16 protein-coding genes and 1 tRNA gene are annotated in these 16,306 nt (G+C 38.9%); all 17 read right to left on the reverse strand.

All coding sequences use genetic code 11. The features are described from left to right. Positions 1-79: 79 nt before the first annotated feature. The 17 genes from DCS95_RS07405 to DCS95_RS07490 all read right to left on the reverse strand — a co-directional run bounded on the left by DCS95_RS07405 (position 80) and on the right by DCS95_RS07490 (position 16,278). The gene (locus tag DCS95_RS07405) at positions 80-514 is read right to left on the reverse strand and encodes a Fur family transcriptional regulator (RefSeq protein WP_026775384.1); all 435 of its coding nucleotides are present in this window, start codon (positions 512-514) and stop codon (positions 80-82) included. Between the two features lie 45 nt (positions 515-559). Next, on the reverse strand, positions 560-3,121 hold the full coding sequence (locus tag DCS95_RS07410) for a heavy metal translocating P-type ATPase (protein WP_026775385.1): 2,562 nt from the start codon (positions 3,119-3,121) through the stop codon (positions 560-562). Between the two features lie 25 nt (positions 3,122-3,146). Next, entirely contained in the window at positions 3,147-4,037 is an 891-nt protein-coding gene (locus DCS95_RS07415) for a bestrophin family protein (RefSeq protein WP_116770200.1), read from the reverse strand. Between the two features lie 21 nt (positions 4,038-4,058). Continuing rightward, the gene (locus tag DCS95_RS07420; RefSeq protein ID WP_036841153.1) at positions 4,059-4,376 is read right to left on the reverse strand and encodes a hypothetical protein; all 318 of its coding nucleotides are present in this window, start codon (positions 4,374-4,376) and stop codon (positions 4,059-4,061) included. A 124-nt stretch (positions 4,377-4,500) separates the two neighbouring features. Beyond that, positions 4,501-4,755 carry a zinc ribbon domain-containing protein gene (locus DCS95_RS07425; protein ID WP_026775387.1) on the reverse strand — a complete coding sequence of 85 codons (255 nt, stop codon included), beginning with the start codon at positions 4,753-4,755 and terminating at the stop codon, positions 4,501-4,503. 5 nt (positions 4,756-4,760) lie between these two features. Further along, positions 4,761-5,564 (reverse strand): AlbA family DNA-binding domain-containing protein, encoded by an 804-nt coding sequence (locus DCS95_RS07430; RefSeq protein WP_244178414.1) that lies wholly within the window; start codon positions 5,562-5,564, stop codon positions 4,761-4,763. A gap of 6 nt (positions 5,565-5,570) precedes the next feature. Further along, positions 5,571-5,792, reverse strand: coding sequence for an SHOCT domain-containing protein (locus DCS95_RS07435; RefSeq protein ID WP_026775389.1), 222 nt, complete (start codon positions 5,790-5,792; stop codon positions 5,571-5,573). A 42-nt stretch (positions 5,793-5,834) separates the two neighbouring features. Further along, positions 5,835-6,188 (reverse strand): SpoIIAA family protein, encoded by a 354-nt coding sequence (locus tag DCS95_RS07440; protein ID WP_099647762.1) that lies wholly within the window; start codon positions 6,186-6,188, stop codon positions 5,835-5,837. A gap of 44 nt (positions 6,189-6,232) precedes the next feature. Beyond that, positions 6,233-6,655 carry a Fur family transcriptional regulator gene (locus tag DCS95_RS07445; protein WP_047418563.1) on the reverse strand — a complete coding sequence of 141 codons (423 nt, stop codon included), beginning with the start codon at positions 6,653-6,655 and terminating at the stop codon, positions 6,233-6,235. Between the two features lie 15 nt (positions 6,656-6,670). Then, on the reverse strand, positions 6,671-7,009 hold the full coding sequence (locus DCS95_RS07450; protein WP_116770201.1) for a P-II family nitrogen regulator: 339 nt from the start codon (positions 7,007-7,009) through the stop codon (positions 6,671-6,673). Positions 7,010-7,124: 115 nt separating this feature from the next. Continuing rightward, entirely contained in the window at positions 7,125-8,387 is a 1,263-nt protein-coding gene (locus DCS95_RS07455; RefSeq protein ID WP_116770907.1) for an efflux RND transporter periplasmic adaptor subunit, read from the reverse strand. Positions 8,388-8,403: 16 nt separating this feature from the next. Then, on the reverse strand, positions 8,404-12,804 hold the full coding sequence (locus DCS95_RS07460) for a CusA/CzcA family heavy metal efflux RND transporter (RefSeq protein ID WP_116770202.1): 4,401 nt from the start codon (positions 12,802-12,804) through the stop codon (positions 8,404-8,406). A 119-nt stretch (positions 12,805-12,923) separates the two neighbouring features. Beyond that, positions 12,924-13,319 carry a hypothetical protein gene (locus DCS95_RS07465; RefSeq protein WP_244178415.1) on the reverse strand — a complete coding sequence of 132 codons (396 nt, stop codon included), beginning with the start codon at positions 13,317-13,319 and terminating at the stop codon, positions 12,924-12,926. Positions 13,320-13,413: 94 nt separating this feature from the next. After that, the gene (locus DCS95_RS07475; RefSeq protein ID WP_179004449.1) at positions 13,414-13,728 is read right to left on the reverse strand and encodes a hypothetical protein; all 315 of its coding nucleotides are present in this window, start codon (positions 13,726-13,728) and stop codon (positions 13,414-13,416) included. A 20-nt stretch (positions 13,729-13,748) separates the two neighbouring features. Beyond that, positions 13,749-14,654 (reverse strand): hypothetical protein, encoded by a 906-nt coding sequence (locus tag DCS95_RS07480; protein ID WP_076547110.1) that lies wholly within the window; start codon positions 14,652-14,654, stop codon positions 13,749-13,751. Positions 14,655-14,753: 99 nt separating this feature from the next. Further along, entirely contained in the window at positions 14,754-15,974 is a 1,221-nt protein-coding gene (locus tag DCS95_RS07485) for a site-specific integrase (RefSeq protein ID WP_076547111.1), read from the reverse strand. A 230-nt stretch (positions 15,975-16,204) separates the two neighbouring features. Next, positions 16,205-16,278 (reverse strand) — tRNA-Asp (locus tag DCS95_RS07490). Positions 16,279-16,306 lie beyond the last annotated feature (28 nt).

Genomic DNA, 16,306 nt, shown 5'->3' on the forward strand with positions numbered 1-16,306 from the left:
TTTTTTAGTTAAAGAGGGTGGAAGAAACCTGAACTGGACCATTGGGCGCAAGGGTTCAAGGTTCAAGTACTCCCACCTGTTATTTTTTCCTGCATTTTTCACATATTCCTTTCAAAACCAAGTTCACATCGTTCACTTCATAATCGTGTGGCAAGCTTTCTTCCGATATCTTATTCGGTAAACAGATTGTTTTCCTACAATCGGTACAATGAAAGTGCATATGTAAATCTGTACCGTATTTACCTTTGGCGTTTTCATCAGAAATCGCATATTTTGCCACTCCGACCCCATCATTAATCTGATGAATCAGCCCTTTATCCTCGAAAATCTTGAGGTTTCGATAAAAGGTCGTTCTGTTTGCTGTTTTATTGGTTTCGCTCTTTTGAACAAAGGCCTTTTTCAAATCGGAAAAGGACACGGCACTTTGTTTCCTTTTTAGGAACTTGTATATCTTCGACCTCATTTTAGTAGGTCGAATCCCTTTAGCCAATAATGTTTTTTCCGTCTTTGTCATTTAATATTCTTTCAAAAAACCAGGTTCTTCTATGTCCCAATTTTTCTAATCTTTTTTATAAGCCAAAAGGCGCAGCGCATTGGCCACGACTACCAAGGTAGACCCCTCGTGAAATGCCACGGCTATTCCTATGTTTGCCCAGCTCAAAATGGTGGCTGGTATCAGAAGTGCCACAACCCCAAGGCTTACCCAAAGGTTCTGCTTGATTATGGCCTTTGCTTTCCTACTTAAGCCAATGGCAAAGGGCAGGGTTTCCAATTTATCGGCCATTAGGGCAACATCCGCGGTTTCTAAAGCCACATCACTGCCCGCTGCACCCATTGCAATACCTACGGTACTGTTTGCCATCGCAGGCGCATCGTTTACACCATCTCCCACCATTGCCACCTTGGATTCCTTTTCCTTTAATTCTTTTATGGCATCCACTTTTTCCTCCGGCAACAGGCTTCCCCAAGCATCGGTCAATCCAATTTCTTTAGCAACGGCGTCGGCAACCTTTTGATTATCCCCGGTTAGCATTATCATCCGCTTGATACCGATTTCCTTTAATTTTTTCAGTGTTTCCTTGGCCGCTTCCCGTGGGGTGTCCATCAGGGCGATGATACCGATATATTCTTTGTTCCTTCTTATAAGCATCGTCGTGTTTCCGTCGCTTTCAAGTTCTTTTACTTTATTCGATATTTCTTCGGATGGTTTTGCTTCATCGAGGTCTTCGTACAAGTCAAGGTTTCCAATATAGATTTTATCCTTGCCCAAGGACGCTTTGATACCTTTTCCGAGAACCGCTTCTAAATCTGACGCATCGTTAATATCAGTACCTTTCAGACGCTCTTTCCCATCCCTTACGACAGCTTTGGCCAAAGGGTGGTCGCTCAAATTTTCAACAGCAACAGCTATCTTTAACAGTTCATTTTCTTCAATATCCCCTAATGGTACTACATCGGTAAGTTTGGGCTTGCCTTCTGTAAGCGTGCCCGTTTTATCAAAAGCCAAAGCCGTAATGACCCCCAAATCCTCAAGCGGTCGCCCACCTTTGATAAGTACCCCGCCACGAGCCGCTCTTGCAACCCCGCTTAATACAGCACTTGGTGTTGAAATGGCCAGTGCACAGGGGCTGGCGGCTACCAATACCGCCATTGCACGGTAAAAACTTGCACTAAACGGTTCATCAATGACCAGAAAGGCAAAGAGCAGGATACCCACCAGTATCAGTACGGATGGTACAAAGTATTTTTCAAACTTATCGGTCAACAGTTGGGTAGGGGACTTCTGGGTCTGCGCCTCGTTAACCAGTTTGACCAGTCGGGATAGTGTAGAGTCTTTGGCTTCCTTGATTACCTTTATTTCCAGCGTGTTATTACCGTTGATAGTTCCAGCGAATACCCGATTTTCGTCCTTGATATCATCGTCTGCCGAATAGTCCCTGCTCGTATCTTCCACGGGAATTTTGTCCACGGGTACACTTTCCCCAGTAATAGGTGCCTGGTTGACGCTGCTTTTTCCATTGACCACGACGCCATCTGCGGATATTTTACTATTGGGCTTGACCACAATGATATCGCCTATACTTAATTTTTCAATCCCGACTTCTTCTGTCTTGCCATCTTTTTTCAGCAATGCCGTTTTTGGTGCTAAATCTGCCAGTGCCGCAATGGACTTTCGGGCCTTTTCCATTGCATAATGTTCAAGGGCGTGCCCCAAACTAAACAGGAACAGCAACAAGGCACCTTCTGCCCATTCGCCCAGAGCTGCGGCACCGATGGCGGCAACCAACATCAAGAAGTCGATTTCAAAGCCGCCCTTGGCTACGGTCTGTATAGCCTCTTTCGCCGTAAAGTACCCTCCAAAAAAGTAAGCACCGACGTATAAAGATAAGCTAACCCAATCCGGTATTGATTCTACGTAGGAAAGGCCAAAACCAATACCCAGAAGCGTACCGCAAATGATGGCAAAAATAAGTTCGGTATTCTTGCCAAAAATACCACCGTGGGCGTGTGCCTCACTTTCACCCTCCTTGTGGTTGTGTTCTTCGCCGTCTTTATGAACGTGGTCTTCGCTCTCGCCAACGTGTTGATTTTCCTCCTTGTCTTGAGTATCTTCAGATTTTTCTTCACCGTTGGAAACTTCCATTTTTTGTAAATACGTTTCTGTATCAACGGAAGGTTCAATAATGGTAAGCCCTTGTTTTTCTATTTTCTTTTTAATAGCCCCAAATCCTGTAATGCCTTTATCAAATTCCACACGTACCATTCCAGAAGCGGATGCGGAAACTTCGAGAACTCCATCGACCTCCTTGACTGCTTTCTCGATGGTTCGGGCGTGACGGGTGTGGCGTATCCCTTCCACGGCTATTAGCCTATGCCCAAATTTATCCGTGATTTGGGCTCCCGTGGTTTCTGCCAAGGACTTTACTCTATCAAGGGAAATGACATCAGGGTCATAATGGAAACAGAGTTGCGGTATACCGTCCGGTTTTTCATCGGATATGTGTACACTGTCAATGCCTTCACGTCCACTTAATTTGTCGATGATCCTGTTGATGCAGGCATCTTTTTCGTCCGGTACCTGTGGAAGGATTACGGGAATTTTCATTTTTAGTTTTTTCATTTTATAAAATTTTAAAGTTGACCCTTTACAGTATATAATATTCGCTCGCTTTTTCTTTGATCGGAATATCCTCATCCCCTATCATTTGTTTAAGATTTATTTCAATAGTTGTAGCCAAATCGGTTACAGGGGTGTCCATAGGTCGATTTTCAAAAGGGTCCTGCATCAAAATGGATGTTTTTTCAATGGCAACGAAAATAATCGGTATTCCAATAGTTAGACTTATTTCCACCGCCAGGTATTGGTCTGACAGACCAAATGGTAACATTGTGGCAAATACATAAATGATTAAATGGATTAATAAACTATGTGCTTTGGGGAAGACCGTGTTTTTTATACGTTCGCACTTGCCCATAGAATCACATAATCTGGCTATGGTACTGTCTATTTGTACCTGCTGAAAATCATTGACCATACCGTTTTCTTTTGCTTTTAGCAAAGTTTCAGAATGTTCTGACAATAAAGTATTTGGAATATTAAAAGACTCCAACTTATAAGATTTTTGGTATTCCTTAACTTTGGGGGAAAAGGGTAGTTTTCTCAATGATTCACCCAATGCATAGCACCAGATTATTTGACGGTTGGTCATTTCATTGACCAAAATATCGTACTGCCCGTTGCTCCTTTTGAAAAATGAAACACATTGTCTGACCAGTGTTCGGGAATCATTCACAATTGCGCCCCATATAATACGGGCTTCCCACCAGCGCTCATAAGCTTGATTGGTTCGAAAACCCAAAAGCAAAGCTACCGCAGTGCCAAAAACAGCAGTAACACCAATTGGAATAGAGATTTTTGACAAAAAACCATATTGGTCCAAAATACCCACAGCTACAGCATATGATGCAATGAATACAATATCAAACTTTATGGTTTTAATGAAATTGACAATGGATATTCTTTTATTTAAGAGCATATTGAGAAATTATAATTGTTATTAGTGGTGGTGTTCAAATTTTTTCCCAATTTTTTGAATAATGGGATAGATAAAGATTGCTATGGCCGAAAGGAAAATTATCCCAGAATACAAGGCATAAATTCCAGAAAACAATTTGCCAGCATCGGTTTGTGCTTCATCTAAGGGACCCATTCCTGTAAGAATCATTGAAGCGTTTAAAAAGCTATCAATCCAACTTAATTTCAAAAAATAATAATACCCAAGCATCCCGATTCCCAAAGAAACAGTTATAATTAAAATCATAATAATGGCACCGTTGAATATTTTGTGGTACAATCTGTCATTCATTAATTTCATATGGTTCGGTTATTTACATTTTGTATTCCAATTATGTCATAAACTTTCTTGCTATAAATCTTTAACCTAAAGCTATATATGAAATATTGGTAAAAGTTAGAGTTCTTTTTTATAAGGTTTTTAACTATACTTCAGTGCCACATTTAGAACAAAATTTTGCATCCATAGGTATTGGTTCTTCACAACTTTTGCATTTTACTTTACCTAAAGGCTCGCCACAATGTTGACAAAAAGAAGCATTTTCAGGATTGTTTTTGCCGCATTTTATACATCTCACAACAACTTTGGGTTCATCAAATCTTGGGTCATTATTTTTACGTTGATGCTTGTTGGAATGATGACCATAACTTCCTCTTAATAAATGTTTTAAAAATCCCATATTGTTTAATTTAAGTGTGTTTCCATGTAATCCAATGCTTCGGGCATATCCAACTCCCGGGTACCGTTCCCGGTTCTGATAAAGAAATGAGAACGGTCGCCCAGGTTCAAATACACTGGTTTTTGCGATTTGTAGACCCTTACATAACAGATATCCTTTTCTTCAAATTGGTAAAAGGTCACCTTTGCCAAAGGGCAAAAATGCGTGCCTAAATTGACAGACACCAACTGCATTATATACTGTTCAAATCCGTCCTTGCCCGGTTTCTTTAAAGTACCGTAATCTTGTTCGAGCCCCAGGATACGGCCTTCATCGTCAACTCCTATAATCAAATGGCCGCCTTCGGTATTCATAAATCCTGCAATGGTCTTTGCCACTACCATTTCCAAGGCTTTGTTTACCTTACCTTGTCGAAGGTCCCACCGCAAGGTGCTTTTGAATTCTACCTCGTGGTTTTCACCTTTGTCCAATAATTCCCTTATCAAGGTTATTCCGACTTTCTCCCTATTTAGTTGAAATATTGTTTTTCTTGTATAGAACATCAGGGCGAGACTGCTTCCCATAATACCAAACAGGATATTTTTTAGGATTTGGTCCACATCTCCAAATCCAAGAGCTTGCCCAACTGCATTTTTGAACAAATACCACCAATTGCCCGTATCACCGCTCTGGTCATACTGGAATAGGGAAATGCCCAATGGCTGTATAATGATTATGCCCACCGCAAACCCTAAAACAATAGCAATAAGAAGTCCTTGCCTGTTCAGCCCTCCTCTTTTTTGATTATGTATGCCATTAGCAAGTTTCATTGCAGTTTATTTTTTCTTGTTTTCCCGTAACAGTTTCTTTCGCTGTTCAAACTCTTCCTTGCTTATTTCGCCCCGTGCAAAACGTTCCCTCAGGATTTCCATCGCACTATCCTTTTTCCGTTTCTGTCCCGGGGTGGGGTAAGGAATTAGGAATATCCAAAAGATGAGGATTATCCAAAGTCCCCACCATATCCAGTGCATTCCTCCAAAATACCAATCGTCCATCATAGTGTTTCTGTTTTTAAATCAATAGTATATCCATTTTTTATGTTATTCTATTTCTATCCATTCTTTGGCCAATTCTTTTTCTTCGGTCTTATAAAATTTTATATGAGCTTCTGAAAAAGGAAGCAATACCTCGGTAAATTGTTCTTGCCATTTAACGCTACCCACCAAAGCAACACGCTTTAAATGCTTTTCATTCGGAAGGTTTAATTCAATTCCCTTCCAATATGCCTCTGCTGTCCAGCCTTCAAAATTTTCCATCTCGATGTACCAATACACTTGTGGATGGGCAGTTATATGTTCTGTTAAGACTGGTATCAAGTTTTCATAATCCTTGGCATCCAGCTTATTCTCTGCTACCATATATACAGTAGCCTCTTTTTTATAGATTGTTATCATTGCTCATTATTTATAAATGATAATTGAATTTAAAAACCAAACGTTTAAACCAAATTGCCACTGCATTTTTCGCAGATACCCTTTACCACCAAGTTGATATCCTCGGTAATATAACCATCAGGTAAGTTGATGTGAGGGATTTTATGTTCTGTTAAACAGACCGTCTCATTACAATTGTTGCAATGAAAGTGCAAATGAAGGTCGTTGCCGACCTCGCATTCACAATTTTCTTCGCAAAGGGCGTATTTTATAACCCCTGTCCCATCCTCGATTTGATGCACAATCCCTTTTTCTTCAAACGCTTTCATAGTCCTAAATAGGGTACTTCTTTCACTGACCTTAAAATCTTTTTCCAAGTCGCCAAGGCTGATGGCCACATTCAACTCTGCCAACCGCTTATAGGTCATAAGGCGCATAGCCGTAGGTCGTATCCCTTTGTTTTCCAGAAGTTGAACTATTTTTTCCATTTGTACTGAAGTGTTTTATAGGTCGTACCGTTTTAAGGAATCCCCAGTTTTAATCTGAAAGGCATCTTCAATATTTGCTATATAGATAATGCCGTCTCCAGGTTCTTCCGTTTTGCCATTTTTTAAAATTATTTCAATGGCAGCTTGGGCTTCCTCATTTTGACAGACCAATTCCAGCTTAACCACAGGACTATCGGTAATACGAAAATCCAACGAAGGTCTTGCACCTTTTGCCTTGAATGCGCCAGTACCTACTGCTTGTGAAAGGGTCATACTTTCAAATCCATTATCTGATAGTGCTTCAATGACTCTTTGGATTCGGTTCGGTTTTACAAATGCTTTTATTTCTTTCATCTTAAAAATATTTTTATGTTTTAATCGATTTTGAACCGAGCTTGTTTTCTAATTTTTAACTAACTAATTAAGACGATAAACAAACTCGGAATCAAAATCTTTGATTGTTATTGAATTAATGTCCGTGTTCCAGTTCGCCTTTAACCATTTCCGAAGACAGGTTATACGCTCCGTTTATGACAACTTTGGCGTCCTTTGAAACTTCGGCAGGCAGGTTGACTTCAACAAAGCCTAAATCAGTAATACCAACCGTTACGGGTATCATTTTAAATTTCATTTTGTTCGCTTCCATTTCTTCATCTTCATCCAAAATAAAAATAAAGGATTGCTCGCCTTCTTTTATAATGGCAGCTTCCGGTACGGCGAAACCCTTTTTTTCGCCCTGCACTATTCGTCCTTGTACGTACATACCCGGCAATAGGTTTTTATCCTTGTTTTCAATGTCTGCCAGAACTTCCAAAGCTTTTGGGTCGGTGTTGAAGGTTTTGCCCACAGACCGAACGGTTGCTTTAAGCAGTTCATCTGGACGAGAAGCTGTTGAAAAATATATCTGTTGCCCTTTCTTGATTTGCTTTATGTCTTTTTCATATACTTTGAAGTTGACATAGATTTTTGAGTTGTCGCTTATCGAGAACATTTTGGATTGTTGTGCCACGTAATCGCCAAGGCTAATCATTACTTCATCCACATACCCACTAATAGGCGAGGTAATGGGAACAGCGGAATATATTTGGCCTTCCGCCACTTTGTCCGGGTTAATGCCCAACAGTCTCAACTGGGACCGCAAACCATTGACGCTGGATGTTGTGGAACGAAATTTTGACTGCGCCATCTGAAATTCCTTGCCAGAAGAAACACCTTTATCATAAAGGGTCTGCTTACGTTCAAAATCCTGTTTCAAAAAGACCAGTTCGTCATTTTTTTCCTGATAATCTTGTTGCATTGCAATGATATCTGGGTGTTCTATATATGCCAACACCTGACCTTTCTTTACGTTATCTCCAGGGATTACTTTTATGGAACTCACATTTCCACCAACAAAAGGACTTATGTTCGCCTTGTCCTGTGGGAAAAGTTCCAGCGTTCCTGTTACTTTAATGTTGTTCCCTAAATTGCGTTTCGCCAAAGGTTTCATTTCCAAACCTATGGTTTCGGCCTGTTGCTTTGTGAGTTCGACAACGCCTTCTTCCTCGCTGTGACCACCTTCTTCCTCTTCTCCTTCAACGTGGCCTTCTTCGCCGTGTGCATCTTCTCCAACTTCATTGGTTTTTGATACGCCTTCAGCTTCGTTATGCCCAAGTTCAGATTTTTGGGCATCGTTACAGCTCATAAACATAAGTGTAAATAATACGGTACTTACTAATAGTATATTTTTCATTTCTCTTTTTTTAAGGTTATAAATTGCCCAATTGATATTGTAGCTCAATAGCTTGTTGGTTATACTGATTTATAAATTGTAAATGACTCTGCTTTATACGAATGGCACTGTTCAGGATCGTGATATAATTCACATAATCAATTTCACCTTCCTTAGAAGCCAGTTCTGCCGTAGTAATTTGTTCCTCGGCCAAAAGCAATGCACCTTCCTGATAATAGTTAAGTGTTTTTTGGGTCTTTTCCAATGATTTTAATAGTTGGGAAACCCTACTTTCGGTCATTGCTTTTTGTTCGAGATATTGGTTCTCGGCAACCATAGCATCTGCCTTGGCAGCCTTTACCCTTGATTTCTGTGGAAAGAACCAAAGCGGTATGCTAATACCGGCCTGATATGCGCTAAAGCCAGACACATCATTGTACTTCAATTTATCATAGCTTATGCTGAATTTTGGTAGGAACTCGGATTTTTCAACACCTATATTCGCTTTGCTTACTTCGGCATTTTGCATAGCATATTGAAGCAAAGGATTATTGGCTGCGGAAGCCGAATCCAAATTGGCCAAAAAATCCATTGGTTCATAGGTCAAATTCACAGTTTCAATTTCTTGGTCAATGCCCAAATACTGCTTCAATGCTCTTTTTGCAATTTCAATATCATCATAGGCTTGTTGCCTTAATACTTGAATCTGCTGATATTCGGAAGAAGCCGCAATAAACTCCAGCTTGCCTGTTTCCCCTGTGTCATAGCGTAATTCGGCAGCCGTCCTAAAGTTGGCATAAACACTGTCCAACTGTTCCGCAAAACGCAATTGTGCCTTGTTATAATTGATAAGGTCATACGCCTGCATCACATTACGAATCAATTGCTGCTCATTGACAGCATAGAATTTTTCGCCCAATTTAACCCGTTCTTTGTAGAACTTGTTTTTTGAAAAACCCGAAAGCAAATCAATATTGCCCTGTTGTACACCATACGTACTCAATATTCCTTGTTGCACCCCTTGGTCTTCTCTACCGGTATATAAAGAGGTGCTTCCTAAATCAAAACTTGTTCCTTTCATAGCCTTTTCCCGTTCAATAAAAGCTTGGCTCTCTTTAAGGGATGGATAATTTTCCTTGGCCATAGATATGGCTTCTTCCAAGGTAAGGGTTTGAGCCAACTGGTTGTCCTGTGCATTTGCTGCATTTGGGGTTAAAAAACCTCCCAAACTCAATAATATAATAATAACCGTTGCGCCTTTCTTAATGTAACTTGCGTCACCATCATTATCCTTCTTTTCTTTTCGTGATTCCAGCCAATAATAAAGAATAGGAATAACCACCAAGGTCAGAAACGTTGCCGTAAGCATTCCTCCAATGACTACTGTCGCCAAAGGCCGCTGTACTTCTGCACCACCAGAGGTAGAAATCGCCATTGGGATAAAGCCCATAATTGTTGTAATAGCTGTTAATAAAATGGGACGTAAGCGTTCGTGCGTTGCTTCGTATATTCGTTTTTTTAAGTCTGTCATTCCACTATCTTTTAATTCATTGAATTTGTTTATGAGTATGAGTCCGTTTAATACGGCAACTCCGAAGAGCACGATAAACCCGACTCCGGCAGAAATACTGAAAGGCATTCCACGAATCAACAAAACGAAAACACCACCAATGGTCGCCAAAGGCACTGCCATATAGATCATCAAGGCTTGCGTAACTGAATTTAAAGCAAAGTAAAGCAGAACAAATATTGTTAATAGAACGATTGGAACTACAATCATCAATCGGTCTGAAGCACGTTGAAGGTTTTCGAAAGAACCTCCGTAGGTTACAAAATAACCTGGTGGCAGTTTCACGTCCGTTTCCAATTTTTGTTGAATTTCCTCGACCATCGATTTTACATCGCGCCCACGAACATTGACCCCTACCGAAATACGACGAGAGGTATTGTCCCTTGAAATCTGCATTGGCCCGGGCTTATAGCTGATATCTGCAACCTCCTTTAAAGGTACTTGTGCACCGTTTGGCAGGTCTATGAAAAGGTTTTTTAAGCTATTGATGTCTTGTCTATATTCCTCTGCCAAACGAATGACCACATCAAACCTTTTTTCGCCTTCAAAAATTACACCTGCTTCTTCTCCAGAAAATGAAGCACTTACATAATCATTCAGTTTATCAATGGTTACACCGTATTGTGCCATTTTAGCGCGGTTATATACCACCGTCATTTGTGGTAAACCGCTTGTAGCTTCCACATTGAGGTCAGCCGCTCCAGGAACAGTTCTGATGACTGCTGCGATTTCCTGTACTTTGTCGGCTAACACACCCAAATCTTCTCCGTACAGTTTGATTGCCACGTCCTCACGAACACCGGTAAGCAATTCATTAAAACGAAGTTCCACGGGTTGTGTAAATACGAAATTTACGCCGGGAACGACTGATATTTTTTCTTGTATTTTTTCTATGAGTTCTTCTTTACTCTCTGCAGAAGTCCATTTACTCTTATCTTTTTCAAGAATAATATAACTATCGGCAATATCCATAGGCATTGGGTCTGTTGGTATTTCAGCCACACCAATTCTTGAAACTACTGTTTTTACTTCCGGAAACTCATTGATTAACTTCTGAAGTTTCTCTGAAGCCTCAATAGATTCTGTAAGACTGCTCCCCGGTTTTATCAATGCTTGAAATGCAATATCGCCTTCATCAAATTTAGGGACAAATTCTGCTCCCATATTGCTGAAAATAAATCCTGAAATCAAAAGCAAGGAAACCGCGCCTATAACCACACCTGCCCGAAAGCGAAGTGCAAAATTTAATATAGGCAGATAGATACGATTCAGAACATCCATAATTTTATCACTGAACCTATCAATCTTGTTTTCAAACTTGGCGAACCAACTATTTTGATTTTTAGCAGGTTTTAAAAATAATGATGACATCATTGGCACGTAGGTAAGACAAAGGATAATCGCTCCTAAAACGGCAAAACCAAATGTAAATGCCATTGGCCGGAACATTTTCCCTTCCACACCGGTCAAAAAAAGAATCGGTGTAAAAACTATAAGAACAATTAGTTGACCGAAGAAGGCAGAATTCATCATTTTACTTGAAGAATCATAGGCGATTTCATCCATTTCAGCTTGGTTGATGGCGGTTGTGGATTTTTTCATCCGTTGATGAATGTGGAAAACCGCTCCTTCCACGATAATCACCGCTCCATCTACAATAATTCCAAAATCGATCGCACCCAAGGACATTAAATTTGCCCAAATGCCAAATTGTTTCATCAAAATAAATGCAAATAATAGACATAAAGGGATTATCGAAGCTGCTATCAAGCCACCACGGAAGCTTCCCAAAAGTAAGACCAAAACAAATATGACGATTAGGGCTCCTTCTATTAGATTGTTTTTAACGGTACTTGTGGTTGCCTCAATAAGTTCACTTCGGCTTAAAAAAGCATCAATATAAACACCTTCCGGCAGGGATTTTTGAATTTCTACAATACGCTTTTCCACATTTTCAATCACGTCGCCTGGGCTTTCGCCTTTCAGCATTAAAATTTGTCCACCAACAGTTTCGTGTCCATCTTGGGTAAACGCACCATAACGCACTTGATTACCATAGCCTACTTTTTCGGCGACATCCCGTATTAAAACAGGGCTTCCTTTTTGTGTGGTTACAACTGTATTTTTCAAATCCTCGATACTTCGTGCCAATCCTTCGCCACGGATAAAATTGGCTTGGTGGTTTTTTTCAATGTAAGCACCACCAGTATTGGCATTGTTGACTTTCAAGGCTTCAAAGACCTGATTCATTGTAATTCCGAAACTTTTCAGCTTATTAGGATTTATGGCAACTTCATACTGCTTTACGTAACCACCAAATGCATTTACCTCGACCACTCCGGGGACTAATGCCATTTGACGTTTTACAATCCAATCTTGGATGGTACGAAGCTCCATTGCGTCATATTTGTCTTCATAGCCTTCTTTTACTTTTAAGGTATATTGAAAAATTTCGCCCAGACCTGTTGTTATGGGTGCCATAAAAGGTGTGCCGAAACCTTCAGGGATTTCTCCAGCAACTTCGGTCAATTTTTCCTGTACCAATTGCCTTGGCAGATAGGTTCCAGCCTCATCCTTAAAGACAATGGTAACCACGGACAGCCCAAAACGGGACACCGAACGCAGTTCGATAACGTCTGGCAGATTGGCCATTGCCAATTCTACCGGATAGGTAACAAATTGCTCAATATCTTCAGTACCTAAATTTGGGGCAACTGTAATAACCTGTACTTGGTTGTTGGTAATATCGGGTACAGAACCCAGATTTATAGTGGCCATAGACCAAATGCCCGTACCTACAAGTGCCACTATAAAGAGCCCAATAATAAACTTGTTATTAATGGAAAATGAAATGATTTTGTTAATCATAGAAAATGTATTAATTCAGTTTAAAACTTACGATGCGAATAGGTGCAACGTATTTATATAGCAATGCCTGTCTTGAGAAGCATCACGTTAGGATATATCTATCCTTAAAAAAAACTGAATTATACTTTAGGGGGTTGGAAAAGCGATTCCAAATATCTGGAAGTGAAGTTTACTTTATGTAAGTTAAACTGTTTTTTCTCTTCAAACTTTAGTCGATTGGTTAAAGCCGAATTGTTGTTCGCATTAATTAATACTAAAGGATGACAACATTGATTATGGGAATGAAATGGTGTATTCTCCTTAACTGGGTTATTATGATGCCCTTCATTTTTTGCATCATTGTCAATGTAATCTTCAACTACATATTCAAGGAAAGAGTCGCCATAAACTTTATGGTCTTGATAATGGGTAATAATACTTGAAATTTCTTTAATTGGCCCACAAAAGTCCATATCTATGCTAATCCCTTGAAAAAAGAATAGAAGCGACATTGATATGGAAAAGAATATTTTCATAAATTTTTACAAATATACAAATTAATCGATGCACAGGTTGTGCAAAGATTAATCAGCAGTATGAAATCAGAAATTAATCACACTATTTAATGTATCATCTGCCTCTTTGTGGATGAAGTTTGTTTGATAGCGTATGGTTGTTGTGAAAGAAAAATGTCAATATAATTTTTACAGCATTTGAATAGGAATTTGTAATAGGCTCTTTAACACCGCAATGAAATATTACAGAATTGGATGTGTGAAATAGGTTTTCAAATAACATTCTTGGGTAATCGTCATTGTCCATAAGCCAATTCACGGTCTCATCTTCACTCTCAAAAGTTCGTGTTACACTATCATCTGGCTCAAGATTATTTACGAAGAAGGAAACTGTAGATTTACCATAGATACGTTGTTTATCTGAAAACACGTATTGCGTAACCTCATAAATTAAAATGGCAATACTTGACTTGTAAATTCTTTGAATATTTCGCTCGCTAATGCCTTATCAAATGCCTTGGCTGTTACTAAATCGCCAAGTTTCGATTTTAATAATTGACCAAATGACTTTTTGCTCAAATGCGGAATGTCATCGCGAAGCTCATCGAACTCGTCGAAAATAATTTGCTGTCCAAAACCTAAACCTTCAATTTTCGAGAGAACCTGTTTTATAAGTTCTTTCAGTTCCTCATCGGAATTACTAATTTTGGAATAGTCCGTTGTCTGGGCTTTTCTTGATTGCTCAATGGCATATTTACCTTCCAATTTCAGTTTGGCATTTACATTCCTGCCATTCATACATTCAATAAATCCTCGGTTTTCAAGCATTCTTCCATAGTCCCAATCTTCGCCACGACCGTTTAATTTAATTCCATTGCCTTCAAGAATCCAGTTAATAGAATGGTATTTACCATCTTTATAAAGGTCATATAGTTTTGAAAGTATTAGTTCGAGTATGCCTTCGGTGTCAAGATTTTGACGTTCATTCAAATCAATTTCATCTGGCCTTACAATTGCATCTGAAATGAATAACATTTTCAAGTAGTAGTCAAGCCCGTTGATTTCATCTTTTAGGGCTTGAATTTCATTTTTAATTTTTTGGTCAGTCCCTAATTTAAAGCCAGTATTATATCCTCTTTGAGCTTTAAACTCATTTGCAAAATTTCTGTTTTCTGGTTCAAAAGATGCTCGAACATAGCTAACAACAGTATTTTCCCAAGATTGTTTTTCTTCCTTAAAATTATTAAATTCATCTTCTGTTTTTGAAGACCTATATTTATCGACAATTGCATTTCCAGTAGATACAAACCCATCGATTTCTTCTTTAAAATCTTCCCATTTTACCTTTATAATCATACACACTATTTTAGTCTGTAAAGGTAGTGGAATGAAAATGCAAACTGTTAAAATCTCAATTGAAGATTTCAACAGTTAGTAAATGCTTATAAAATTTCATCAACCAATTTTTGATTTGAGAAGCGCCATATCATCACTCACTTTCCTCTCAACGACCCTTGCATAGATTTGTGTTGTGGATAGTTTGGTATGCCCTAATAATTTAGATACTGTCTCTATTGGAACACCATTGCTTAAAGTTACTGTGGTAGCAAAAGTATGGCGCGCCATATGAAAAGTCAGGTTTTTTTTGATACCACATAGGTCAGCGATTTCCTTTAAATAACTGTTCAATTTCTGATTAGATAACTTGGGCAAAAGATTGGATGTGTCATTGGTTCTATAATGGTCTTTGTATTTATCTATTAAGATTGCAGCTTTGGGTAATAGTGGAATTTTGAATGGTGCACCTGTTTTTACTCTTTCGGCCATTATCCAAGGACTACCATCTATACCCATTACAATATTATCTTCATTTAATTGTACAATGTCAACATAAGAAATACCGGTGTAACAACTAAAAACAAATAAATCTTTCACAACCATAAGACGCTCTATGGAAGAAGACAAATCTTCAATACTTAATAATTCAAAATCTGTAAGGAAACCACGTTCTTTCTTTTCAATTTTCATTTTAAAATTGACAAACGGGTCTCTTTCAATCCATTTCATCCGATAGGCAAGAGTAACCATTCTGCGTAAACGCTTAATATGCTTCATTGCGGTATTATTGCCAATTTTAGATTGTCCGCTTTTAGGTACATACGACCGAAGAAAATCTTCAAAGCCCACGATAAAACCATATTCAAGATTGAAAAGTGGGATGTCTGTCAGTTTGTATTCCTTTAGAATATATTCCATCATATAACGTTGACTGGTCTTATATTGACCCATCGTATTCCTATGCAACTTATGTTGCATCTTTTCATTGTAGTAATCAACAAGGTTTTGAAAGGAAAAACGTGTTTTATCTTCGCCTAAAAATTTGGCTTTGACCATTTGGGAAGTGAAAGGCACTTCATCCCTCTTGAAATCTTCGTAAATCCTATATACTTTTGATTGTACTTCGTTCAAGTAAAGATTGAGAATACGGGAATCCTTATCGGTCCCACTTGCTCTTTGTAGTTTTTCATCCCAAGTAGAAATATTGATTTTCTTCTTGAGACTAATGTTGACACGTTTACCGTTTAAGGTAACCCGAATGTAGATATTTGCTTTGTTGTTTACAGCACGTTTTCCGTACACCCAAAACAATATTGAAAATGTTGATGAAGTTCGCATAATTGTCGTCTTTAATGATTAAACATTTAGTGAGACGAAAGTCAAATCAACTATACTAACACCAGTAAGTTACGTCAATCTGTCAACATAATCGCAGATAAAAAAATATGTTGACGATTTGTGACCTTTTAGATGCAAATGATATGAAATTATATGATTGCCCTAAAAACATAAAACCTTGCAAATCATAAGATTTACAAGGTTTTGAGGAAATTTGATTTCCCATTTAGCGGTCTGGACGGGACTCGAACCCGCGACCCCCTGCGTGACAGGCAGGTATTCTAACCAACTGAACTACCAGACCGTGGCGTTTAGCGAGTGCAAATATACAC

Origin of the sequence: Maribacter litoralis (assembly GCF_003075045.1) — a bacterium.
GTDB lineage: Bacteria > Bacteroidota > Bacteroidia > Flavobacteriales > Flavobacteriaceae > Maribacter > Maribacter litoralis.

Excerpts from the sequence above, each read along its gene's own strand:
- DCS95_RS07405 (WP_026775384.1), bottom strand. The coding sequence starts at position 514 with ATGACAAAGACGGAAAAAACATTATTGGCTAAAGGGATTCGACCTACT.
- DCS95_RS07410 (WP_026775385.1), bottom strand. The coding sequence starts at position 3,121 with ATGAAAAAACTAAAAATGAAAATTCCCGTAATCCTTCCACAGGTACCG.
- DCS95_RS07415 (WP_116770200.1), bottom strand. The coding sequence starts at position 4,037 with ATGCTCTTAAATAAAAGAATATCCATTGTCAATTTCATTAAAACCATA.
- DCS95_RS07420 (WP_036841153.1), bottom strand. The coding sequence starts at position 4,376 with ATGAAATTAATGAATGACAGATTGTACCACAAAATATTCAACGGTGCC.
- DCS95_RS07425 (WP_026775387.1), bottom strand. The coding sequence starts at position 4,755 with ATGGGATTTTTAAAACATTTATTAAGAGGAAGTTATGGTCATCATTCC.
- DCS95_RS07430 (WP_244178414.1), bottom strand. The coding sequence starts at position 5,564 with ATGAAACTTGCTAATGGCATACATAATCAAAAAAGAGGAGGGCTGAAC.
- DCS95_RS07435 (WP_026775389.1), bottom strand. The coding sequence starts at position 5,792 with ATGATGGACGATTGGTATTTTGGAGGAATGCACTGGATATGGTGGGGA.
- DCS95_RS07440 (WP_099647762.1), bottom strand. The coding sequence starts at position 6,188 with ATGATAACAATCTATAAAAAAGAGGCTACTGTATATATGGTAGCAGAG.
- DCS95_RS07445 (WP_047418563.1), bottom strand. The coding sequence starts at position 6,655 with ATGGAAAAAATAGTTCAACTTCTGGAAAACAAAGGGATACGACCTACG.
- DCS95_RS07450 (WP_116770201.1), bottom strand. The coding sequence starts at position 7,009 with ATGAAAGAAATAAAAGCATTTGTAAAACCGAACCGAATCCAAAGAGTC.
- DCS95_RS07455 (WP_116770907.1), bottom strand. The coding sequence starts at position 8,387 with ATGAAAAATATACTATTAGTAAGTACCGTATTATTTACACTTATGTTT.
- DCS95_RS07460 (WP_116770202.1), bottom strand. The coding sequence starts at position 12,804 with ATGATTAACAAAATCATTTCATTTTCCATTAATAACAAGTTTATTATT.
- DCS95_RS07465 (WP_244178415.1), bottom strand. The coding sequence starts at position 13,319 with ATGAAAATATTCTTTTCCATATCAATGTCGCTTCTATTCTTTTTTCAA.
- DCS95_RS07480 (WP_076547110.1), bottom strand. The coding sequence starts at position 14,654 with ATGATTATAAAGGTAAAATGGGAAGATTTTAAAGAAGAAATCGATGGG.
- DCS95_RS07485 (WP_076547111.1), bottom strand. The coding sequence starts at position 15,974 with ATGCGAACTTCATCAACATTTTCAATATTGTTTTGGGTGTACGGAAAA.